Annotated in this window: 18 protein-coding genes and 1 pseudogene; 10 read left to right on the top strand and 9 right to left on the bottom strand. The window is 40.7% G+C overall.

The genetic code is table 11. The features are described 5' to 3' along the window. Nucleotides 1–57 precede the first annotated feature (57 nt). Nucleotides 58–942, bottom strand: a pseudogene (locus N9I19_RS12750) (transposase); the annotation flags it as partial. A 333-nt stretch (nucleotides 943–1,275) separates the two neighbouring features. Between N9I19_RS12750 and trpB the strand changes: the two are divergent. Next, nucleotides 1,276–2,439, top strand: coding sequence for a tryptophan synthase subunit beta (gene trpB / locus N9I19_RS12745; RefSeq protein ID WP_317777981.1), 1,164 nt, complete (start codon nucleotides 1,276–1,278; stop codon nucleotides 2,437–2,439). 44 nt (nucleotides 2,440–2,483) lie between these two features. Here trpB and N9I19_RS12740 read toward each other — a convergent pair whose 3' ends face one another. From N9I19_RS12740 to N9I19_RS12715, 6 genes are all read right to left on the bottom strand, one after another. Then, a complete protein-coding gene (locus tag N9I19_RS12740; protein WP_061462050.1) occupies nucleotides 2,484–2,702 on the bottom strand; it encodes a spore germination protein in 219 nt (72 codons plus the stop codon). 21 nt (nucleotides 2,703–2,723) lie between these two features. Next, nucleotides 2,724–3,131, bottom strand: coding sequence for a spore germination protein GerPE (locus tag N9I19_RS12735; protein ID WP_284471486.1), 408 nt, complete (start codon nucleotides 3,129–3,131; stop codon nucleotides 2,724–2,726). A gap of 5 nt (nucleotides 3,132–3,136) precedes the next feature. Then, entirely contained in the window at nucleotides 3,137–3,316 is a 180-nt protein-coding gene (locus N9I19_RS12730; RefSeq protein WP_061462052.1) for a hypothetical protein, read from the bottom strand. Continuing rightward, on the bottom strand, nucleotides 3,306–3,917 hold the full coding sequence (gene gerPC, locus N9I19_RS12725) for a spore germination protein GerPC (RefSeq protein ID WP_284471485.1): 612 nt from the start codon (nucleotides 3,915–3,917) through the stop codon (nucleotides 3,306–3,308). The genes N9I19_RS12730 and gerPC overlap by 11 nt, the downstream gene beginning before the upstream one ends. Nucleotides 3,918–3,993: 76 nt before the next feature. Continuing rightward, on the bottom strand, nucleotides 3,994–4,206 hold the full coding sequence (locus N9I19_RS12720) for a spore germination protein GerPB (RefSeq protein ID WP_284471484.1): 213 nt from the start codon (nucleotides 4,204–4,206) through the stop codon (nucleotides 3,994–3,996). A gap of 22 nt (nucleotides 4,207–4,228) precedes the next feature. Beyond that, a complete protein-coding gene (locus tag N9I19_RS12715) occupies nucleotides 4,229–4,450 on the bottom strand; it encodes a spore germination protein (protein WP_061462055.1) in 222 nt (73 codons plus the stop codon). A 222-nt stretch (nucleotides 4,451–4,672) separates the two neighbouring features. Between N9I19_RS12715 and N9I19_RS12710 the strand changes: the two genes are divergently transcribed. From N9I19_RS12710 to N9I19_RS12695, 4 genes are all read left to right on the top strand, one after another. After that, entirely contained in the window at nucleotides 4,673–6,265 is a 1,593-nt protein-coding gene (locus N9I19_RS12710) for a long-chain-fatty-acid--CoA ligase (RefSeq protein ID WP_317777980.1), read from the top strand. A gap of 337 nt (nucleotides 6,266–6,602) precedes the next feature. Beyond that, nucleotides 6,603–7,877: an MFS transporter gene (locus N9I19_RS12705; RefSeq protein ID WP_317777979.1), complete on the top strand. Its 1,275-nt coding sequence runs from the start codon at nucleotides 6,603–6,605 to the stop codon at nucleotides 7,875–7,877. A gap of 40 nt (nucleotides 7,878–7,917) precedes the next feature. After that, entirely contained in the window at nucleotides 7,918–9,099 is a 1,182-nt protein-coding gene (locus N9I19_RS12700) for a DUF418 domain-containing protein (RefSeq protein ID WP_317777978.1), read from the top strand. A 133-nt stretch (nucleotides 9,100–9,232) separates the two neighbouring features. Further along, nucleotides 9,233–9,577 (top strand): YisL family protein, encoded by a 345-nt coding sequence (locus N9I19_RS12695; protein WP_284471480.1) that lies wholly within the window; start codon nucleotides 9,233–9,235, stop codon nucleotides 9,575–9,577. A 54-nt stretch (nucleotides 9,578–9,631) separates the two neighbouring features. Here N9I19_RS12695 and N9I19_RS12690 read toward each other — a convergent pair whose 3' ends face one another. Further along, the gene (locus N9I19_RS12690) at nucleotides 9,632–10,198 is read right to left on the bottom strand and encodes a DUF2777 domain-containing protein (RefSeq protein WP_089363648.1); all 567 of its coding nucleotides are present in this window, start codon (nucleotides 10,196–10,198) and stop codon (nucleotides 9,632–9,634) included. 320 nt (nucleotides 10,199–10,518) lie between these two features. Between N9I19_RS12690 and asnB the strand changes: the two genes are divergently transcribed. Next, nucleotides 10,519–12,366 carry an asparagine synthase (glutamine-hydrolyzing) gene (gene asnB, locus N9I19_RS12685; RefSeq protein WP_317777977.1) on the top strand — a complete coding sequence of 616 codons (1,848 nt, stop codon included), beginning with the start codon at nucleotides 10,519–10,521 and terminating at the stop codon, nucleotides 12,364–12,366. A 43-nt stretch (nucleotides 12,367–12,409) separates the two neighbouring features. On the opposite strand, the gene N9I19_RS12680 is transcribed toward asnB, so the two are convergent. After that, nucleotides 12,410–14,164, bottom strand: coding sequence for an alpha-glycosidase (locus tag N9I19_RS12680; RefSeq protein ID WP_317777976.1), 1,755 nt, complete (start codon nucleotides 14,162–14,164; stop codon nucleotides 12,410–12,412). Between the two features lie 370 nt (nucleotides 14,165–14,534). Here N9I19_RS12680 and N9I19_RS12675 point away from each other — a divergent pair, with 370 nt between their 5' ends. From N9I19_RS12675 to N9I19_RS12660, 4 genes are all read left to right on the top strand, one after another. Then, nucleotides 14,535–15,782 (top strand): extracellular solute-binding protein, encoded by a 1,248-nt coding sequence (locus tag N9I19_RS12675; RefSeq protein ID WP_317777975.1) that lies wholly within the window; start codon nucleotides 14,535–14,537, stop codon nucleotides 15,780–15,782. Between the two features lie 150 nt (nucleotides 15,783–15,932). After that, nucleotides 15,933–17,468, top strand: a complete 1,536-nt coding sequence (locus N9I19_RS12670; protein WP_317777974.1) for an alpha-amylase family glycosyl hydrolase — start codon at nucleotides 15,933–15,935, stop codon at nucleotides 17,466–17,468. 78 nt (nucleotides 17,469–17,546) lie between these two features. Continuing rightward, nucleotides 17,547–19,196 (top strand): glycoside hydrolase family 13 protein, encoded by a 1,650-nt coding sequence (locus N9I19_RS12665; protein ID WP_284471475.1) that lies wholly within the window; start codon nucleotides 17,547–17,549, stop codon nucleotides 19,194–19,196. A gap of 328 nt (nucleotides 19,197–19,524) precedes the next feature. Then, nucleotides 19,525–20,568 carry a LacI family DNA-binding transcriptional regulator gene (locus N9I19_RS12660; RefSeq protein ID WP_089363654.1) on the top strand — a complete coding sequence of 348 codons (1,044 nt, stop codon included), beginning with the start codon at nucleotides 19,525–19,527 and terminating at the stop codon, nucleotides 20,566–20,568. Nucleotides 20,569–20,687 lie beyond the last annotated feature (119 nt).

Below are 20,687 nucleotides of genomic sequence, written 5' to 3'. Positions count from 1 at the left end.
AATTCCCTTTGAATTTTGCTCAATATTAAGGAATTGGATCTCTACGAGCCTACTATGTTAGGCGATTTTTGGACATTGCCATGTCCAATTGGCCATCTTCTTTTTATTCATGGCAGCGAAAGTGAGCATCGCCTGCATCGACAATTTTTTAAGTCCCCTTAAAGTAGTCCAACGCATGCCATGGTTTTCTTTTGCATCTGCGAAAACACGCTCAATCGTTTCATTACGTTTCGCATAGATAGGTTTTACATCTTGATGATGACGCAGATGATCTGCTTCTTCCATATAATCTTGCCAAATATGACGTGTCACTACTTTTTGATGGTCTTTACTTTGGGTACACTTTGATAAAAATGGGTTTTGGTGATTTGTACTCACGATAGCCCTCTTTATTCGTTGTTGTGTACTTTAATATCTCGCCCGATGGGCAAAGGTAACAATCAAAATGTTCATCGTAAACATAGTCATATTTGCAGAAGAATCCTTCTTTTGTTCGAGGACGTGTATACGGTAAAGCCGGTGTTATTTTATTACCAAATAGATAGCTTGTAATCGCGGGTGTTTTATAAGCTGCATCTGCGGCAAAAGCTTTTGGTTTTCCAGCTTTTTCAATTACTTGTCCAACAAGTGGCTCTAAGATGTGACTATCATGCGTATTTCCAGGTGTTACAATTGTCCCCAGTACAAAACCGTTGCTGTCGGTAGCCACAAATGAATAGGCAAACTGTTTTGTTCGTTCATCTTTGACATAGTAGCCACTCTCACGGTCAGTTGTACTTTGTTTAATTTCTTTGGTTTCTTCCTTATTAAGTTTATCCGGTGGAAAAGGTTTTTTATTATGGTTTTCACGGTTTGATATATTTCTTCTTGAAGTCGTCCTTGATACGCACGTGTTTCCTTGCGAACGATTTTTTTTTCAAATTTCCGCTTATTCGCACTGGCGCATTTCAAATTGATCTCGCTGAATAAAATCATGTTTAGAAAGCATCCTCATCACCTTAAGTTTTAATACTCAAAGTTGATTGGAGCGGAAGGTACGAGACTCCTGCGGGAAAAGCGCGTCTAGGGGAGACCACACAGGCGCAAGCCGAGGAGGCTCACTGACCGCCCGCGGAAAGCGAGTGCCTGGATTGGAAATCAACGTTCAAATTGTACAAGCAAAAAAAACTGTAGACAAACTCGATTTTCACCAAATAAACAGAATAGTTTGAAAAAATACAAAAAATTACTATATACTAGAGGAGAAAAATACCTTTTAAAGGAGTAGAGAAGAGTATGACGAGTGAGATCAAGAGCAGGGGATACTTTGGTGAGTTCGGTGGGAGCTTTGTACCGGGTGAACTACAGGAAGTTATGGATATTTTAGAAACGGAGTTCCTGAAATATAAGGATGACCCGGAATTCATTGAGGAGTTTCAATATTATCTGAAAGAATATGTCGGACGCGAAAACCCGTTGACCCTTGCACAGAATTTAACGAAAAAGATTGGCGGGGCAAAAATATATTTGAAGCGTGAAGATTTGAATCATACAGGTGCTCACAAAATTAATAATGCGATTGGACAGATCCTGCTCGCTAAACGGATGGGTGCTAATCGCATCATCGCAGAAACTGGCGCTGGACAGCATGGTGTAGCGACTGCAACAGCATGTGCGATGTTCGGCTTAGAGTGTGTAATCTATATGGGTAAGCTGGATACGGAGAGGCAGGCATTGAATGTCTTTCGGATGGAATTGTTGGGGGCAAAAGTTGTAGCGGTCGAAAAGGGACAGGGGCGATTAAAGGATGCCGTTGATGAGGCATTAAATGATTTGGTGCAAAACTATGAAAATACTTTTTACTTGCTTGGTTCAGCAGTGGGCCCGCATCCCTATCCAACGATCGTTAAGCATTTTCAAGCAATCATAAGTGAAGAATCAAAACGCCAGATCGTTAAAAAGGAAGGAAAGCTCCCAACTGCCATCATTGCTTGCGCAGGAGGGGGAAGCAATGCGATTGGTGCTTTTGCACATTATATCAAAGAAGAAAATGTCCGTTTAATTGGTGTAGAACCAATTGAAGCCCCTAGTATTTCGCAAGGTGTCCCGGCAATATTGCACGGATTCAAAAGTTTGACGTTAGTGGATGAGCATGGGCAGCCAAAACCGACATTTTCCATAGCGGCCGGCTTGGATTACCCAAGTGTTGGACCCGAGCATAGTTTTTTGAAAGATAGCGGACGAGCGGAGTATGTGACGGTAAAAGGGGAAGAAGCTCTTGAGGCTTTTCAGGTGTTATCCAAAACAGAGGGGATCATCCCAGCTCTCGAAAGCTCGCATGCTCTAGCTTACGCCATGAAGTTAGCAAAAGAGTTAACAAGAGATGATATCCTGATCGTTAATTTATCAGGACGGGGTGATAAAGATGTGGAGCAAGTATTTAACATGATAGAAAAATAGGCCAAATTTAAAAGTCTCCCGGATTTGGGAGACTTTTTCTTTGACTAATTATTCCCTGCAATGGGTTGGTCGACCCCATTGACATCAAGGACATTGCTTCCATTCAGCCCATTGGCCGTAAAGACGATCGCACCAGTGTTAGATGAACCGGATCCGGTGACAGTTTTGTTGGAAGACTTCGGCGAAATGACGGCTGCATCCCCGAATAACAGGTTTCCATCCGCGACATTGAATATTTGGACTGGACCGACAATAGCTGGCATATAAATTCCTCCTTTTAACATTTAAGGGGTGTGGGTTGAATCCTCAATTGGTGTCTTTTCGGTTTTTTTAGGAATCTCCCGAATGTGTTTCACTCTGGATTCCATACGTATATGACCGACATTCCCCACACCGACAACAGCTGAAGATGATACCCCAATTACGTCGATGTTGCCAACATGAATAAAAGGATTCGGATTTGAAAATCTTGATATGACGGGTTCATTCAATCTAGGGATATAAAATGGTTTCTTAAAAATGTCATAGTCTTCGAAATGAACATCCACTGAATCGAAAGTGTCGCTTTTCTTCTGGAGTGCCAAGGCAAATGAGTTTCCGTCAATATAAGAACAGTCTCCAATCTGCATGGTGGAGCTAAAAAGGACTGTCTTGGCAGATAAAGACTTTACTTTTGATGTTCTTGAAAACATCTCTTTTATCCTTTTGGAGCAAATGGGACGGTTGGTCCGATGATAAGGGATTCCGGAGGTGTATCGAATGCGGAAGATAGTTGGACCGTTTGCACATCCCCTATTAGAAATAAAGCAGAGCTTGATACACCGATAATTTTGATATCACCTACGCAAAGCTGGTGATTGATTACATTAAACTCCATTTGGATTTCCTCCTGTCTCGGTTTGTGAATGGGTAATGAATTGAAATAAAGCAGCTTGAATATCGGATTTTACCTTTTCCCTGACTTTTTCCTTGATATTATCCCGTTGCTCTGGTGCACGTTCCGCATAATTAAGATTATCGAAATACATATTGATTCGTTGATGAAGCTGGCGTTCGACGTCCTGCTTAATGAAGTCATGATAAGAGGGTTCCAATGATACTTTTAACTGGGTTTCCGCATCGTGGATCATATTTTCCAAGTCTGAAAGTATATCGTTGTAAATTTCCTGGACAACGATTTCTCTGCCTGGAAATAGGTTCGGTGCAGGTGGAACGGGTTGGTTGTTGACGGCAAATTCATCAATGTTGTTTAGATCATTGGGGTTTAAGCCGATATTCAACGTTCCATCTAAAGATTCGACTTTTAATTGATCGAATTTATATTCAATTTTATCTACATGGATTGGCGGTTTGCTTTTCAGTTGGGCAAGTTCATCTGTCAGGCGTTTGAGTTCGCGTTCAAGTTTCATGATCCGTTTATCCTGGGCTTCAAGATAACACTGCATTTGGATGGAGTACGAATATAGATCCTGATTCACGATTCAACACCTCACCTTCACAATATGATAAATTCATTTATGACAGTATATGAAAAATATGGAAATAGGTGAATGCCTATGAATTAGGACGATTAAATGGGACGAAACTGGTTAATGGGGTTACATCAGCTTCAATTCCGGGAGCAGGCTCAGTGAATCCACCGGTATTGGCTAATGTGGAATATGGTTTAATCACCCCGGCACTTCCTATTTGAAAAACGGATGAATTGGCGATGCTTTGAATTTTTATCATATTGATTTGTATGGTCTGGTGAATATTGAAGATCATGCTGACTCCTTTCTTAAAAACATTAGAGATTTAAGACCAGTGGCTGATCAATACCATCTGTATCATTTGTATTTGTGGTGCTATAGGCATTATATAGTGATATGGATTCACCTGTATTGAACGAGCCAGCACCCGAAAAAGTTTTCGCAGTGGAATATGGACTAATTTTAAAGACGTCACCAACATGGACAACTCCACTGTTACTGACATTGATGACTTGAACGATTCCTACGATGGCCGGCAAGAAAATCACCCTTTTTTATTCTGGTGTTACCCTTAAATCAAGGCGATGAGCCTAAACTGAAGGGAGTATCAATGTATTGTATGTCAACTCAAGAGTGATGTGATTCATCTGCCTATCAATTTGTTGTTGTATAACAGGTGAGAGTGTCATTGGATGAATGGGAACAGATATGGTAAAATGTTTACTAATTCAGAATTTTTAAATAAAACGAGGGGTGAGGAAATGAACGTACCATTAGTATTATCGCATTTCTTAGATCGAGCAGCCTTACTATATGGCGATAAGAAAGCCATCATTGGAGATGACAAGGTTTTATCCTACTTAGAGTTGAACGGCCGTGTAAACCAGCTTTCAAATGGTTTAAGGGATCTTGGAGTCAAAAAGGGTGATAGGGTGGCATATTTGGCACCTAACTCAATTGAAATGCTTGAAGGCTTTTATGGAGTATTTCAACTTGGGGCCGTAATCGTTCCATTGAATATCCGCTTGAAGCCTGCCGATTATTTATTCATTTTGAACCATAGTGAGTCCAAGGTTCTTTTCGTAGATCAGGAATTGTATCAACTAATTTATCCTGTCAAGGATGAACTTGAATCGGTGGAACACATAATTGTACATTATAAAGGTGAAGAGATAAATGAAATCGATTACAACTATTGGCTGGAAAGTTATGATAACAGGAGTTTTAATCGGGAGTCAGTGGATGAAAATGATGTTTCGAGCCTTCTTTATACAAGCGGGACCACAGGAAATCCCAAAGGGGTGATGCTGACTCACCGCAACAATTACCTGCATGCCCTAGGCGCGATGCATCACTTCAGAGTCAATGACCGCGATACATATTTGCATGTACTGCCGATGTTCCACGTAAATGGTTGGGGTGCCCCATTTTATTATACGGCAAATGGTGCCACTCAAATTTGTTTGAGGAAAACTACACCCGAAACAATATTTGATGCACTTGAAAAGCATAAGGTTTCCATTATGCATATGGCACCAACGGTTCTGAATTCTTTGTTTCAATATTATGAACGGAATGTTCCGGTGATTGAGCAAGATATCCGAATCGTTGTTGCGGGTTCCGCTCCGCCCCCTGCATTCGTTACAAGGGTAGAAAAAGAGTTAGGCTGGGAATTCATTCAAATTTATGGAATGACTGAATCAACACCGGTAACTTTGATATCGCTGATTCGTTCTGAATTCGATGATCTTTCGGAAAAGGAAAAACATAGAATGAAGGCGAAAGCCGGATATCCCATCATAGGCAGTGAGGTAAGGGTTGTACATGAAAATGGTGAGGAAGTAGCCCATGATGGCGTGGATATCGGGGAGCTCATCGTCCGCAGTCATGGTGTGATGTTAGGTTATTGGAAAAATGAAGAAGCGACCAACCAGACACTGAGAAATGGATGGCTGCATACTGGGGATATGGCAACAATCGATGAAAATGGAAATGTTGATATCGTTGACCGCAAAAAGGATATAATCATAAGTGGCGGAGAAAATATCTCTTCCATAGAAGTGGAAGGAATACTCTATGAACATCCGGACATTCTTGAAGCGGCAGTCATTGCCGTTCCGCATGAAAAGTGGGGAGAGACGCCGCATGCCTTCATTGTGCTAAAAAGGGGTGTGGAATTAACAGAGGATGATATAAAGACCTTCACACGAGAAAAAATGGCCCATTTTAAATCAGTCACCAGTGTGTCGTTCGTCGATGAGCTTCCAAAAACGGCATCGGGAAAAATCCAAAAAATCCATCTTCGTAACGATTACTGGGAATCTAAGGGGAAAACAGGCAGATTCGTCAATTGAGCTCGCTAACGCTGATCAGAAATGATCAGCGTTTTTGTCCATTTGATCTGGTGTGATATGGATCCTGACGGGAAATGAAGGTGGGGGGCTCCCTTTGACCATGATGAATGTCCACTTTCGTAATCACAGCCACAGGAACTCATGCCATTGTTTGATAAAGGCCATCATAATCAAATCATTCATTTTGACTTTTTAAGATGATGAATGGAATTTGTTTCGATAAAAAAACTTCCTGTTTAACGATAAAGTGTTACTATTATAAAATATTTCAAATTATTATGATTTTTCTTTTTTCATCATGTTTACTTTTAGAGTTTTTGGATTGTGGGGGAGAACATTGAAACGTATTCATTATAGCTGGGTGATTCTAATCATTACGTTTTTCTCGATTATTGTAGCCGGAATCGTTAGATCATCATCAGGAGTATTCATCGTACCATTTGAAAATGAGTTCGGGTGGGACCGGTCCGTCATTTCTTTAGCCTTTGCTATAAGTCTTTTTCTTTATGGTTTATCGGGTCCATTCATGGCTGCTCTAATTGAAGTGCTTGGATTAAAGAAAATGATGGTGTTGGCCATGTCAACTTTATTGACAGGGATTTTCCTCACTTTTTTCATGGAGCATGAGTGGCAGCTCATTCTAATTTGGGGGATTATCATTGGCTTGGGGTCTGGAGTGTTTTTAACGGTATTGGGCCCATATGTGGCAAATCGTTGGTTCGAGAGGAGGCAGGGGCTGGCAGTCGGGATACTAACGGCAAGTACGGCCACAGGTCAGCTCATTTTACTTCCGGTTTTAGCAATTATCATTGAGAATTACTCTTTTAGATGGGCGATTAGTTTAATTTTGGTCCTTTGCTTAATCATGCTTGTAATCATCCTTTTATTCATGAAAAACGATCCGAAGGAAGCTGGGATTCTTCCATATGGATTAGTAGAGGAAATCCAAGAGGCTGTTCCAGTCCAAAAGAAGAACCCCATCGGTATGGCTTTTCAGTCGTTAATTGAAGCAGTGAGAGTAAAGGAATTCTGGTTATTGGCAGGAAGCTTTTTTATATGTGGACTTTCAACGAGCGGGCTGATCGGCACACATTTCATTTCTTACTGCATTAGTTTTGGATTACCGGTTGTTATGGCAGCGTCACTGTTATCTTTCATGGGGATCTTTGATTTGATTGGTACGACTGTATCGGGGTGGTTATCAGATCGTTTTGATAACCGTTGGTTGTTGTTTTGGTATTACGGTCTAAGAGGTGCTTCCCTCGTATTGCTCCCGTTTGCGCTAAATGAAGGCTCAATCACGCTATTGATCACCTTCTCCGTTTTTTACGGCTTGGATTGGATAGCTACAGTGCCTCCGACCATAAGCATTTCAAGGCAAGTCTTTGGATTGGAGAAAAGCGGGATTGTATACGGTTGGATATTCGCGGCGCATCAGGCGGGTGCAGCAGTGGCGGCATATGGCGGGGGGCTTCTCTTCAAAATATTCAATTCCTATACATGGGCATTCTTCCTTGCAGGAATCTTTTGCTTATTGGGTAGCTTGTTTGTCATACTAATAAAAAAGCAAAAATCGGCAACAGTGGTTAAAGATGAAGCAATGAGGTTATAGAAGTGGTGTTAAATCTGTTATGGATGAGAGAGGTGAATCTATGAAGGGCACGTTTGTACCTATACAGGAAAGTAAACGGATCGTAAGCATCGATATTTTACGTGGGTTAGCCATTTTAGGTATTTTTTTAGTGAATATGCCTTCTTTCCACTCCCCGCTCTTATACATAGATGGTGCTGAACGATGGTCCGAAGGATGGGACGGGATTTTGTACAGATTCAGTGATGTGGCCGCACAAGCCAGCTTTTATCCTTTATTTGCGTTCCTGTTCGGTTTCGGGGCCGTCATACTGGCTATTAAGAGTGAAGAAAAGGGCATTTCATTTCCTATACTATTTACGAAAAGGCTAGGTTTCCTACTGGTACTTGGGTGCATTCATGCCTTCTTCATCTGGCATGGGGACATCCTTATTAATTATGCTGTATTTGGGTTTGCATTTTTGTTTTTTTATAAGATGAAGGGCAGGAATTTAATTCTGATAGGCTCGGTTTGTTATGTTCTGCCTTTTGCTATATTGGGTTCATTATTTCTTATAATGGGCATATTTGATAGGGAAGGAATGGAAATGACGACTGATTCGGCGATGATGAAACAGTCTTTGGAAGTTTATCAATCTGGTACATTTACGGAAATAATGACTCAAAGGGCACTAGATTGGTATATGGTGAACAACCCTTTTAATGCCATTATCCTTTTTTTATCGATTTTTCCGTTTTTTTTAATTGGAGCAGGCGCTGCAAAGCAAGGCTTTCTCCAAAATATTAATCAATATAAACGACAGTTGAAAGTGATATTGATCGTAAGCTTGCTGCTGGGTTTGTCGATTAAGATCCTGCCATATGTGACGGTATACCATTTTGGTACGATATTCGTTCAGGATTATTTTGGCGGACCGCTACTTACGATTTTTTATATCACGGCAATCGCGCTTTTGGCGGAACAAGCAGGAGATTCCCGCCTGTTCCGGCCCCTTTCGTATATCGGAAGGATGTCGATGAGTAATTACTTATTCCAATCGATCGTATGTACGGCCATTTTTTATTCATATGGCCTTGGTTTATATGGAACAGTCTCATATACGACTGGATTTTTTTTCCTTTTAGCCCTGTTTTGCCTGCAAATGCTGCTTTCCTTATTGTGGATGAGTCTGTATAAATACGGACCGGTTGAATATTTATGGCGTTTTGTTACATATGGTAAAAGACCGGTTATGCGTCGATGATGACTAGATGAGAAGAAATGTAAATGATGTTCATTAAATTGTTGATTTTACCTATTCAGCTGAATCCTTAGTTTTGTTTTTTTGTAAAAGCCTATGATATGATGAAATGGAAACTGAACGAGGGGGCAAAAAAATGACTACACATATTCATATTACAGCTTGGGTTATCGGAATCATTCTTTTCTTTGTCACATATTCGATGCTTAAAAGCGGAAATCCGAAAGCAAAAATGCTACATATGATAACACGTTTATTCTATCTATTGATTTTCCTTACAGGCGGAATGCTGATCACGGACTTTGGTGTTTACGCAGTGAAAATGATTGTCGGAATCATCGTGATTGCGGCGATGGAAATGGTGTTGGTCCGTACGAAAAAAGGGAAAAGCACAGGTGCCATGTGGATATTGTTCATCGTTGCGTTTGTATTCGTCCTTTATTTAGGGCTTTCCCTGCCACAGGGAATGGACTTTTTTTAATACAGAATGGAAACGGGTAAATGAGGAAATCTCATTTACCCGTTTTTTTACAAGTTATTGTGAATTCACTTTCTCAATGACGATCCTTTTTCCAGTGTTAAGTGTGAATTCAAAACGATCGTGATCCTTTTTACCATAAGAAAAATGGTGCTGAACGAGACATATTTGGCTCTCGTTATCAAAGGTGAAGAAATTCACGCCGGACTGGTTAGGGACTGCCCTTAAAAAAGTGAGCTGATTATAGCTATATATACAATCATAAATAGAAAAATCAAGTGAATTCAAGGTCGTTACAAATTGGAAAAAGGAATCGTCGTTCAATTCTTCCAATAAACGTTCAAAAGAGTAGAGCAGTTTTTTGCGAATCCGAATGGGCTCATTTTCCCTTAAGAAGGTGATTTCCCGGTGAAGCAGGATTTTCCCCTCTTCTTCAATAACTCCTTGCCGCCAGCGCCCACCCCTGTACACTTCAATGATGCTATCAACGTGGTCTTCAATGGAGCACGCCTCATCAGTTTCATCATCGAAAAAAATCCATTGTTGATTGATATTTTCCACTGTTCCTTCGGTAAAGCCTCTTGTTTGCCTGTTCATTAACTTGATTCGTTGTTGCTGACTCATACATATACCTCCAATAGTGGAATCCTCACCTACTTTTTAGTCAAAATCCAATGAAAATATAACTGTATATTTTAAAATATTATGGACAAATAACCATCTTTCCGTCTTTGCATAGGCTATGTTTAAACACGGGATACTTTGCTCAACAATTCATTAACAACGTCGGGCGTTGTGGCAGGGGGTCTTACGGAATGATGCTGATCGATACTTAAATCTTCTTTGCAATGGTCTTCGAATTTACAAATATGGAACTGTAAATCTTTTTAAGACAGGGAGCCAATATTTTTTTGATAGTCCGGATAGAAAGGATGAATTTTAAAATGTGTGGGATAACAGGCTGGGTGCATTTTCAAAAAGATTTACGGACAAAAACGAAAACACTGGAAAACATGACAAAAACGTTGGCAAAGCGGGGGCCAGACGAGGAAAATGTTTGGTGCGAAGCCCATGTTGCCTTTGGTCATAAACGGTTAACGGTTGTCGATGCGGAAGGCGGAAAACAGCCGATGACGAAATATCACGAAAACGGCAGGTATACGCTTTGTTATAACGGAGAGCTATATAACACCGAGGATATTCGTAAACAGCTATTATTAAAAGGATATTCCTTTAACGGTCATTCTGATACAGAAGTTTTACTAACTTCTTATATAGAATGGAAAGAAAAATGCATTGACTTGTTCAATGGGATTTTTGCGTTTGGGATTTGGGATGAAAAGGAACAGAAATTATTCGTTGGAAGAGATCGGATGGGGGTAAAACCATTCTTTTACGCGGAAAGGGACGGCGGGTTCATTTTTGGATCGGAATTGAAGGCGATTCTAGCCCATCCCGATGTTAAAACGGAGATCGACCGCAGTGGACTATCTGAAGTTTTTGGTGTTGGTCCATCCAGAAAGCCAGGTTCAGGAGTATTTCATAATATCCAGGAGTTAAGGCCTGCCCATGCGCTTACCTTATCAAGGAAAGGCCTCCGGATTTGGAGATATTGGAATGTGAAAAGCGAAGAACATCGAGATACCCTTGATGAAACGGCCGAGAAGGTCCGCTTCCTTGTCGAGGACGCAGTGACGCGGCAACTGGTATCTGATGTTCCACTTTGTACTTTCTTGTCAGGAGGGCTTGACTCAAGCGCCATAACAGCCATTGCAGCAAACGTCTATCAAAAAGAAGGGAAAGGCCAGCTTCATACGTATTCCATTGATTATGAAGATAATGAACGCTATTTTAAGGCAAATGATTTTCAGCCTAACTCTGATGGGCATTGGATTAATAAGATGTCTGAAACCTTTAACACGGTTCACCATTCATCGATCATCACTCAAGAACAGTTAACGGATTATTTAACAGAGGCTGTCCTTGTAAGGGACCTTCCAGGCATGGCGGATGTCGATTCTTCTTTACTTTGGTTTTGTAAGGAAATCAAGCAGGATTTTGTCGTAGGCCTGTCTGGCGAGTGTGCGGACGAAATTTTTGGCGGTTATCCTTGGTTTCATCGTGAGGATGATTTGAATCGTGCCGGATTCCCATGGATGAGATCGACCGATGAGCGGGTGTCTTTATTGAAATCGGGATGGCGTGAGAAATTGAAGCTTGAGGAATATGCGCAGGAAGCCTATTTTACCACCCTTGCCGAAACGCCCAAATTGGAAGGGGAAAATGGTGTGGCAGCAAAGCGGAGAGAGCTTTTCTATGTGAATTTATTATGGTTCATGACGACGCTTCTTGACCGGAAGGACCGGATGAGTATGGGGGCCAGTCTAGAGGTCCGCGTCCCATTTGCCGATCATCGCCTTGTTGAATATGCATGGAACATTCCTTGGGAAATGAAAATGGAAGGCAACCGTGAAAAGGGTATTCTGAGGAAAGCGTTGGAGGGGCTATTACCTGATGAGGTATTGTATCGCAAAAAAAGTCCATACCCAAAAACCCATAACCCTATATATACAGACCGTGTGCAGGCGTTGTTGAAGGACTTGCTGAAGGATAAAAATTCGGTCCTGCATGAGTTCTTTGATAAACAGAAGCTCACGGATATAGTAGATTCCAAAGGTGCCGCTTTTAAAGTGCCATGGTTCGGGCAATTGATGTCAGGTCCACAGTTGCTCGCTCACTTGGCACAAACCCATGTATGGTTCAATGAATATGATATCCAAATAATCGATTGAAAAAAACGGGGCCGATGATTTTCATTGCCCCGTTTTCATTGTCTCAATGATTGAATGCGAGAATTTTATATTGATAACCGCCCAATTCAAATTTACCTTCCAGTGTGGTTTCTTTTGTTCTTAAATCGGTTAGTGTACGTCCTTTCAAATCAAAAGGGAGGGTAAAGGATTGCTGGACATCCGTCGGATTGATGAGGATCAGAACAGAACGTTCTCCATTATATTTTTGGTATGCCACAATATTTTCATTTCCGGCTGTATCAAGGAATTTGAACTTTCCGTCATTGGCAAGTAATCGTTCTTCTTTTCGCAAGAGGATCAATGTCTTAATTTCATTGAAAAGCTCGGTATTTTGTTTTTCTTCTTCCCAGACCATGCATTTTCGGCACCCTGGATCCATGCCTCCGGTTAAGCCTATTTCATCTCCATAGTATATACAAGGGCTGCCATTGAATGTCAAAAGGATTGCGTGGATGAGCTTGGTTCGAGCTAGATCTTCCCCGCAATCCGTGAAAATCCGCGGTGTATCATGGCTTCCAAGAAGATTGAATGTCACGTCAAAAACATTGGTAGGATAACTGTGATAGATGGCTGTCATTTCTTCTGTGAACTCGCGTGCATTGATGGTTTGTGAAGCGACCAAGCGAAAAACTTGGTTGGTAAACGGGTAATTCATGACCGCATCGAACTGATCGCCGCGAAGCCATGGCATCGAGTCATGCCAAATTTCCCCAAGAATATAAAGGTCAGGCTTTATATTTTTCACCGTTGTTCGAAATTCACGCCAGAATGGCTGATCGACTTCATTTGCCACATCGAGCCTCCAGGCGTCTATATCGAACTCCTTGATCCAATAAGCCGAGACCTCGAGCAGATATTCTTTCACCTCAGGATTCGCAGTATTCAATTTTGGCATCGATTCAAAAAAACCGAATGTTTCATAATTTGGCCTTTCCCCTCCTTTAAGAGGAAAGCTGTGTGGGTGGAACCAATCCTTATATTTTGATTTCTCCCCTTTTTCGAGTAAATCCTGAAAAGGGGGGAAATAGTAGCCACTATGGTTAAAAACGGCATCCAGCATGACCCGGATATTCCGTTTGTGGCATTCGATTATTAGTGTTTTCAATGTTTCCTTCGTTCCGAATTGCGGATCGATACTCCGATAATCAATCGTATCGTATTTATGATTGGAGTAGGCATGGAAGATTGGCGTGAAATAAATTCCGTTGATGCCGAGCTTCTCTAAGTAATCCAAATGTTCAATGATTCCTTGGAAGTCCCCGCCAAAAAAATTATCCACGGCCGGTTCTTCACTTCCCCAAGGTATCACACCTTCCGGATCATTGTCTGGGTTTCCGTTCGCGAATCGTTCAGGAAAAATTTGATACCAAATCGTATCTTTGACCCATTCTGGTGCTCCGAATATTTCATTTTGATGTAGATAAGGAATCGCGAAATAGCTCCCGGGATCTCTGGGGGGTTCTTTAAAGAAACCCTTTTCCGTGTAAATGGCACTTTCATCTTCTGAGGATACCTTGAACCCATATCGAATTCTTCTGTAGGGGGGCTTCACATAAATATGCCAATAATCATAACGGTTATCGCTGCCTGATAAACTCATGGGAAGTTCTTCGTACTGCCATTGACCATCATTATCTGAAATGTATGGATCCCCAAAAATCAATCCGGCTGAGGAAATATCTTGTTTTTTCGTACGCAGGCGGATATGTAGGGTTTCCGTGTTGATGGGATAGCTATAATTGTCATTAGGTCTATGGTGTATGGATGAAAATTCCATTGAAAACACTCCAATTCTATAAGTATTTGAGGAAGTGAATTGAAAAAGGGAACTTCAGGCTGTTTATGAGGGAGGGCTCTATGTAGTTATAATTAGCCGGGTTTAAGTGTTTTTTTCAATATGGTCATATACCCAAGTTTAATTGAAAGAAGCACTTATTAACTAAAAAATAACAAAAAGTGTTCATCACTACAAGGAAATAAATACGTCGAGGAAAATGTTGTAAAAAACAAAGCTGTTCATATAATGATAACAATAGGTTTGGTGCCGCTTTCATTTAGGAACTTTGTTTGATTGGCTGAACTGAAAAACAGTATTATTTGGTGCTTTTGGACATGATAAAATAAACATTTTAAAAAGGAGAATGAAAATGAAGAAGCTGATTTTTCATTTTTTCATGTCCATGTTCTTGATCGTTATTGTAAGTGCTTGTGGATCCAGTTCAGATTTGGAAAATAAAGTAGTGAAAGAAAATAAGAAAAACGAAGAAGCCAGTAATGAAGCGAAGCCGAAAAAATTGATCATTTGGGAGGAAAAAGGTAAAGCCGAGGCCCTAAAGCCAGTAATTGAGGCATTTGAAAAAGAATATGGAATCAAAGTTGAGCATAAAGAGCTGGAAATAGCTACTGAGATGTATCACCGGCTTCGTCGTGATGGGCCAATCGGAAACGGAAAAGCCCCGGATGTTGTTACTTTTTCTCATGACAAAGTCGGGCGTATCGTGAAGGAAGGCCTAATTCAGGAAGTGAAGGTGAATGAAGAAGTAATAAATGCCTTCATTGAATCTTCAATCAGGGGGGAAATGTATCAAGATAAGGTATTTGGATTGCCGAAATCCGTAAACACTTCCGTTTTCATTTATAATAAAAAATTGATGGCTAAAGCTCCTGAAACGATGGATGACCTATATAAAATGGCGAAGAAATCAAGAAAAGGGAAAGTGTATGGTTACTATGCCAAATGGAATGATTTCCATGATGCGTATGGAGTGATGGCTGGAATGGGAGGTTATGTATTTAAAGATAAGGATGGAAATCTGGACCCTTCGGACATTGGTTTGAATAATAAGAGTGCAATAAAAGGGGCTCGGTACATCCAAAAATGGTATAAAGCGGATCTGATTCCAAAAGGCGACGAGGCAGCGATCGGGAAGTTATTTGATCAAGGGAATTTGGCTTCTTTCATGAGTGACGGTAACTCATTTTCCAAGAGAAAGGATACAGGAATTGCCCCTTTGCCAAAATTGCCAAATGGTCAGCCAATGAAAACGTTCATGGAAATCAAAGGCTGGCATGTAACAGCATTCACTAAACATCCTTACTGGTCTACGAAGTTAGTGGAATATTTGACAAACGATGATAATGCAATCCAGCGTTATGAAAAAACAGGGGAAATCCCCCCAAATAAGGCAATCAAACAAAACCCAGCAATCAATGAAGATAAAAGGGCACAAGCCTTAAGCATACAAATACAATACGCTGAACCTGTGCCGAATATTCCGGAAATGAATAAGGTATGGGGACCGATGAATTCTGCCATGGATGATATATCCACTGAAAAAGCAAAACCAAAAAGGGCTTTGGATAAAGCTGTGAAGACGATAAAAAAAGAACGTTAAAATCGTGTTCTGCTTATTCCATTCATTAAGCGTAACCAGTATCTCCAATTTGTCCCTTTAGTGTAAAGTTTTTTATAATTTGGATTTGACGTTAAGGGGGCAAAAGGCTAATCTTAAAGGCGTAAAGAGATAGCTAGGAGGAGAGCGGATATGAGAAAAAGAGTGTTATCACTCGCTTTAATTCCGTTGCTTCTTTTTTACGCCATTCCAGTAGGAGCAGCTGAAAAAGAACAACGAACTTGGAAGGATGAAATCGTATATTCATTATTAGTCGACCGATTTTTCGATGGTAATATACAAAATAATGGAGACGCGAATGTCAATGACCCTTCTGCGTTTAATGGTGGGGATTTTGAAGGTGTCACGAAGAAACTGAATTATTTAAAAGATATGGGTTTTACCGCTATCATCCTTTCACCGATTTTCGCTAATGATGAAAATGGTTATCATGGTGATTGGGTGACCGATTTTTATAAAACGGATAAACACTATGGGACAATTAAAGAGTTTAAAAAACTCGTGAATGAGGCACATAAACGCGATATGAAGGTGATCATTGATTTTCAAGCAAATAATGTGGGTCCTGAATCATCATGGCTGACAGACCCTGAAAAACAAGGTTGGTTCCATGAAGAAAAAAAGATTTCCAAGGACGGAAATCAGGATGATTTGGAAACAGGATGGGTTGATGGTCTTCCGGATTTGAATCAAGACAATGATGAAACGCGGAAATATTTACTTGATGCGGCCAAATGGTGGATTACGGAAACCGATATTGATGGATACCGTTTAAATAAAGTCCAATACGTAGCAAAAGATTTTTGGAAGGAATTTGTGGATGCAGTCAAATCTGAAAAATCAAACTTCTATACAATAGGAGATGTACAAGGTGATGCCGATTTGATTTCAAGCTACAAGCAGACGGGTATCGATGCTTTTATGGCTTATCCGCAAAATGCCGAGCTACGGAAAGCATTTGCTGCACCCGATAAAGAATTTAAACCTGTTTTTAATGCATTTGCGAAAAGTGAAGATGAATTTGGGGGAAATGCTCCTCAGGCATTGTTCATGGACACTCAGGGAATGCCCCGATTTACCAAGGATGCAGCCGATCATAACGAAAATCCAGGTTCCAGATGGAAAATGGCTCTGTCATATCTCTATACGGTGCCAGGAGTGCCAATCGTATTTTATGGATCGGAAATAGCCTTAAATGGCGATAGTGCCCCGGATAATCATAAATTGATGAATTTTAAGACAGAACAGGAATTGGTCGAATATATAACAAAGCTTTCCGATCTCAGAGACATGTACCCAGCATTGATAAAAGGGGATTTGGAGCTTTTATATGAAAAAGGTGGAGCTTCGGTTTTCAAGCGTGTGTATGGTGATGAAACGATTGTCGTCGCCATGAACAATACGACTGAAACTCAAACGATAAACCTTACTGAAAAGGAACTTGAAAAGAATAAAGAGTTGAGAGGTATGCTGAATGGGGATCTGGTCCGCAGTAAGGACAACAGCTACTCTATCGTAATCGACAGGGAGACGACGGAAGTCTACACACTTTCACCTAAGTCGATTATTAATATTCCTTACCTGTTAGTTATAGGATTGGTTCTTCTCATTTTTGGTATATTCATTGCTTTGGTTATTAAGCGTTCAAAACGGAACCAACCAAAATAATCATATACCTCTCGATGTCGGTAGCTGCCAAACATTGTCCCTAAGGCTTTGTGGAAAACAGGATCGGGAGGGTACAGCATGAATAAGACCTGGTGGAAAGAAGCGGTTTGCTATCAAATTTACCCGCGCAGTTTCATGGATAGTAATGGTGATGGCGTCGGAGATATAAAAGGATTGATTTCAAAGCTCGATTATCTGCAGGATTTAGGGATAGATGTTATTTGGATTTGTCCATTTTACAAGTCCCCCAATGCTGATAATGGCTATGATATTAGTGATTATCAGGCCGTATCCGATGAGTTCGGTTCAATCGAAGATATCGAACTGTTATTGAAAGATGTTCACGCACGTGGGATGAAGGTGATACTCGATCTTGTTTTGAACCATACAAGTGATGAGCACCCATGGTTCGTCGAGTCACGTTCGTCCCGCGATAATCCTAAACGGGATTGGTATATATGGAGGGATGGGCAGGACGGAAGGGAGCCTAATAATTGGGAAAGTATCTTTTCCGGAAGTGCCTGGAAGTTCGATGAAAGGACCAATCAATACTATTTACATTTATTTGCCGAAAAACAGCCAGATTTAAACTGGAAAAATACTGATGTACGACATGCATTGTATGAAATGGTAAATTGGTGGCTCGACAAGGGAATTGATGGCTTCCGGATTGATGCTATCACTCATATTCATAAGCGTGAGGGCTTGCCCGATATGCCCAATCCTTATTGGCATCAGTATGTACCTGCGTTTGAAATGCACACCAATCAGGATGGGATTCTGGATTACCTTCAGGAGTTGAAAGAAGAGACTTTCTCTAAGTACGATATCATGACGGTCGGTGAGGCCAATGGCGTCAGGATTGAGCAGGCTGAAGATTGGGTTGGGGAATTGAATGGGAAATTCAATATGATATTTCAATTTGAACATCTTGGACTTTGGAATAGGGGACAGAATCACGATGTTGATGTTCAGGGGTTAAAACGCACAATGACCAAATGGCAAAAAGTGATGAAAAACAAAGGCTGGAATGCTTTGTTTTTTGAAAACCATGACCAGCCGAGAAGTGTATCGACATGGGGAAATGATCATCAATATTGGTTGGAAAGCGCAAAAATGATTGGGGCTCTATACTTTTTCATGCAAGGGACACCTTTTATTTATCAAGGTCAGGAAATAGGTATGACGAATGTCCAATTTGATTCGATTGATGATTATGATGATGTTGGAATGAAAAACTTTTACCGGATTGAGACCTCCAAAGGCCGTCCGCATGATGAAATCATGAACATTATCTGGCATAGCGGCCGTGATAATTCACGAACCCCGATGCAATGGAATGAAAATGAAAATGGTGGGTTCACGCACGGAAGACCTTGGATGAGGGTTAATTCCAATTATCGCGCCATTAATGTAGAACAGCAGAAGAATGACCCATCATCCATTTATCATTTTTATAAAAAGATGATTGAACTTCGAAAAAAACATCAGGTCCTTGTTTATGGGGAATATGAATTATTATGGGAAGATCACCCTGAGCTTTATATTTATACAAGAAGTATGAATGAAAATTCAGTGATGGTAGTATGTAACTTTAGTATGAATCACCACCAAATCAACCTTTCCCATTGGGGTAAGATGGAACTTTTACTAGCTAATTATGATGATTGTCCTGAAGGGTCCGTTATTGATTTACGGCCATATGAAACGAGGATTTATCGTTATTGACCTTTAAATGACTTCTTGTATATTACCTTAAAACCCTATGTGGTTAGTCGTCTGACTTCTTTCCTTCCAAAAGACTTGTCTTTTTTTAGAAGCTGATCGAAAATCAGCTTCTTTTTAATTTTAAAAAAAGGGGTGAAAAAAACGTAAAAGTCAGTATTTTCTGAAATATGGACGAGTGGAAAAAAAAAGTATGGATATATCTGTTGGACTGAGTGTATTATGAATACATACAAATGTATAATTATAAAATCTATTAGTGAAGTGTTTATTGGTATTCACCTTTTTTGGAATGAAGTCAATAAAGGCTAAGAGGGGAGAGGGGAAATGCATGGCCATCACGATAAAAGATGTGGCACAGCTGGCGAATGTTGCTCCTTCAACAGTTTCTCGGGTGATTGCAAATAATCCTCGAATAAGTGAAAAAACAAAGGTAAGGGTACGTAAGGCGATGAATAAATTAGGGTACCATCCAAATTTCATTGCACGTAGTCTTGCCAATCAATCAACCAGGATCATTGGCTTGGTCCTGCCAAGTTCGTCAAATGATTATTATCAAAATCCATTTTTTCCAACGATTCTCCAGGGTCTTAGTGAGGGAGCTCAGGAAAACCATTATTCCCTGTTGCTAGGCACGGGAAAAACCGAAGATGAAATCTACGAAGGAGTCGTAAACATGGTGCAGGGGGGGATGGTGGATGGAATAATCCTGATGTATTCCAGGATGAACGATCACATTCTGACCTATTTGAGGGCAAGGGATTTTCCTTTTGTCATCATTGGGAAACCCTATGATTTTCTCGAGGAGATAACATATGTTGATAACGATAATGTCTTGGCAGCCGAACAGGCAACAGATTATCTCATTCAGCTAGGACATGAAAGGATTGGATTCATCGGAGGCGATGTAACCCTTGTGATGACGCTCGATCGCCTATTAGGATATGAACGGGCTTTGAAGAGGGCTGGGATCGATCGAAGGAGGGAATATACCCTGCATGAAGACTTTTTGCATGAAGGTGGACAAGCAGCTGCAAAAAGATTGCTTGCCATTGATGAACCGCCAACTGCTTTGGTGGTTAGTGATGATCTTATGGCACTTGGCATCGTGCATTCACTTCGCGAGATGGGCGTTCGCACTCCAGAAGAAATGTCCATCGTCAGCTTCAATAACGTTATTTTCTCTGAACTATCATTGCCTGCCCTGACTTCTGTAGATATTAATATTTTCGATTTGGGATATCAGGCCGCTAAGGGCATCATTCAAATGCTGCAAACTGGAGATACTCCTGTTGGGTCCATCATTCCACATCATTTCGTGGAAAGGCATTCTTGCAGACCGATCAAGCAAGGTGCGATGGCCTTGACTTATTAAACGAAAGGGCATTACGTAAAAGTAATGCCCTTTCAGTCTGTAGACAAAACTAGATGAAAATCGAGTTTGTCTACAGTTTTTTTATGGCTTGTACAATTTGAACGTCGATTGGAACGTAG

It is taken from the genome of Peribacillus sp. CSMR9 (assembly GCF_033141925.1).
In the GTDB taxonomy this organism is placed as follows: Bacteria; Bacillota; Bacilli; order Bacillales; family DSM-1321; genus Peribacillus; species Peribacillus simplex_A.
The sequence above is the reverse complement of the archived record's forward strand: the minus strand, read 5'-3'. Positions and strand labels throughout refer to the sequence as shown.

Bases quoted from the DNA above. Each gene is read 5' to 3' on its own strand.
- asnB (WP_317777977.1), top strand. From the start codon at position 10,519: ATGTGTGGGATAACAGGCTGGGTGCATTTTCAAAAAGATTTACGGACA.
- N9I19_RS12660 (WP_089363654.1), top strand. From the start codon at position 19,525: ATGGCCATCACGATAAAAGATGTGGCACAGCTGGCGAATGTTGCTCCT.
- N9I19_RS12730 (WP_061462052.1), bottom strand. From the start codon at position 3,316: ATGGAGTTTAATGTAATCAATCACCAGCTTTGCGTAGGTGATATCAAA.
- trpB (WP_317777981.1), top strand. From the start codon at position 1,276: ATGACGAGTGAGATCAAGAGCAGGGGATACTTTGGTGAGTTCGGTGGG.
- N9I19_RS12695 (WP_284471480.1), top strand. From the start codon at position 9,233: ATGACTACACATATTCATATTACAGCTTGGGTTATCGGAATCATTCTT.
- N9I19_RS12735 (WP_284471486.1), bottom strand. From the start codon at position 3,131: ATGTTTTCAAGAACATCAAAAGTAAAGTCTTTATCTGCCAAGACAGTC.
- N9I19_RS12670 (WP_317777974.1), top strand. From the start codon at position 15,933: ATGAGAAAAAGAGTGTTATCACTCGCTTTAATTCCGTTGCTTCTTTTT.
- N9I19_RS12665 (WP_284471475.1), top strand. From the start codon at position 17,547: ATGAATAAGACCTGGTGGAAAGAAGCGGTTTGCTATCAAATTTACCCG.
- N9I19_RS12680 (WP_317777976.1), bottom strand. From the start codon at position 14,164: ATGGAATTTTCATCCATACACCATAGACCTAATGACAATTATAGCTAT.
- N9I19_RS12675 (WP_317777975.1), top strand. From the start codon at position 14,535: ATGAAGAAGCTGATTTTTCATTTTTTCATGTCCATGTTCTTGATCGTT.
- N9I19_RS12690 (WP_089363648.1), bottom strand. From the start codon at position 10,198: ATGAGTCAGCAACAACGAATCAAGTTAATGAACAGGCAAACAAGAGGC.
- N9I19_RS12740 (WP_061462050.1), bottom strand. From the start codon at position 2,702: ATGCCAGCTATTGTCGGTCCAGTCCAAATATTCAATGTCGCGGATGGA.
- N9I19_RS12710 (WP_317777980.1), top strand. From the start codon at position 4,673: ATGAACGTACCATTAGTATTATCGCATTTCTTAGATCGAGCAGCCTTA.
- N9I19_RS12700 (WP_317777978.1), top strand. From the start codon at position 7,918: ATGAAGGGCACGTTTGTACCTATACAGGAAAGTAAACGGATCGTAAGC.
- N9I19_RS12720 (WP_284471484.1), bottom strand. From the start codon at position 4,206: ATGATCTTCAATATTCACCAGACCATACAAATCAATATGATAAAAATT.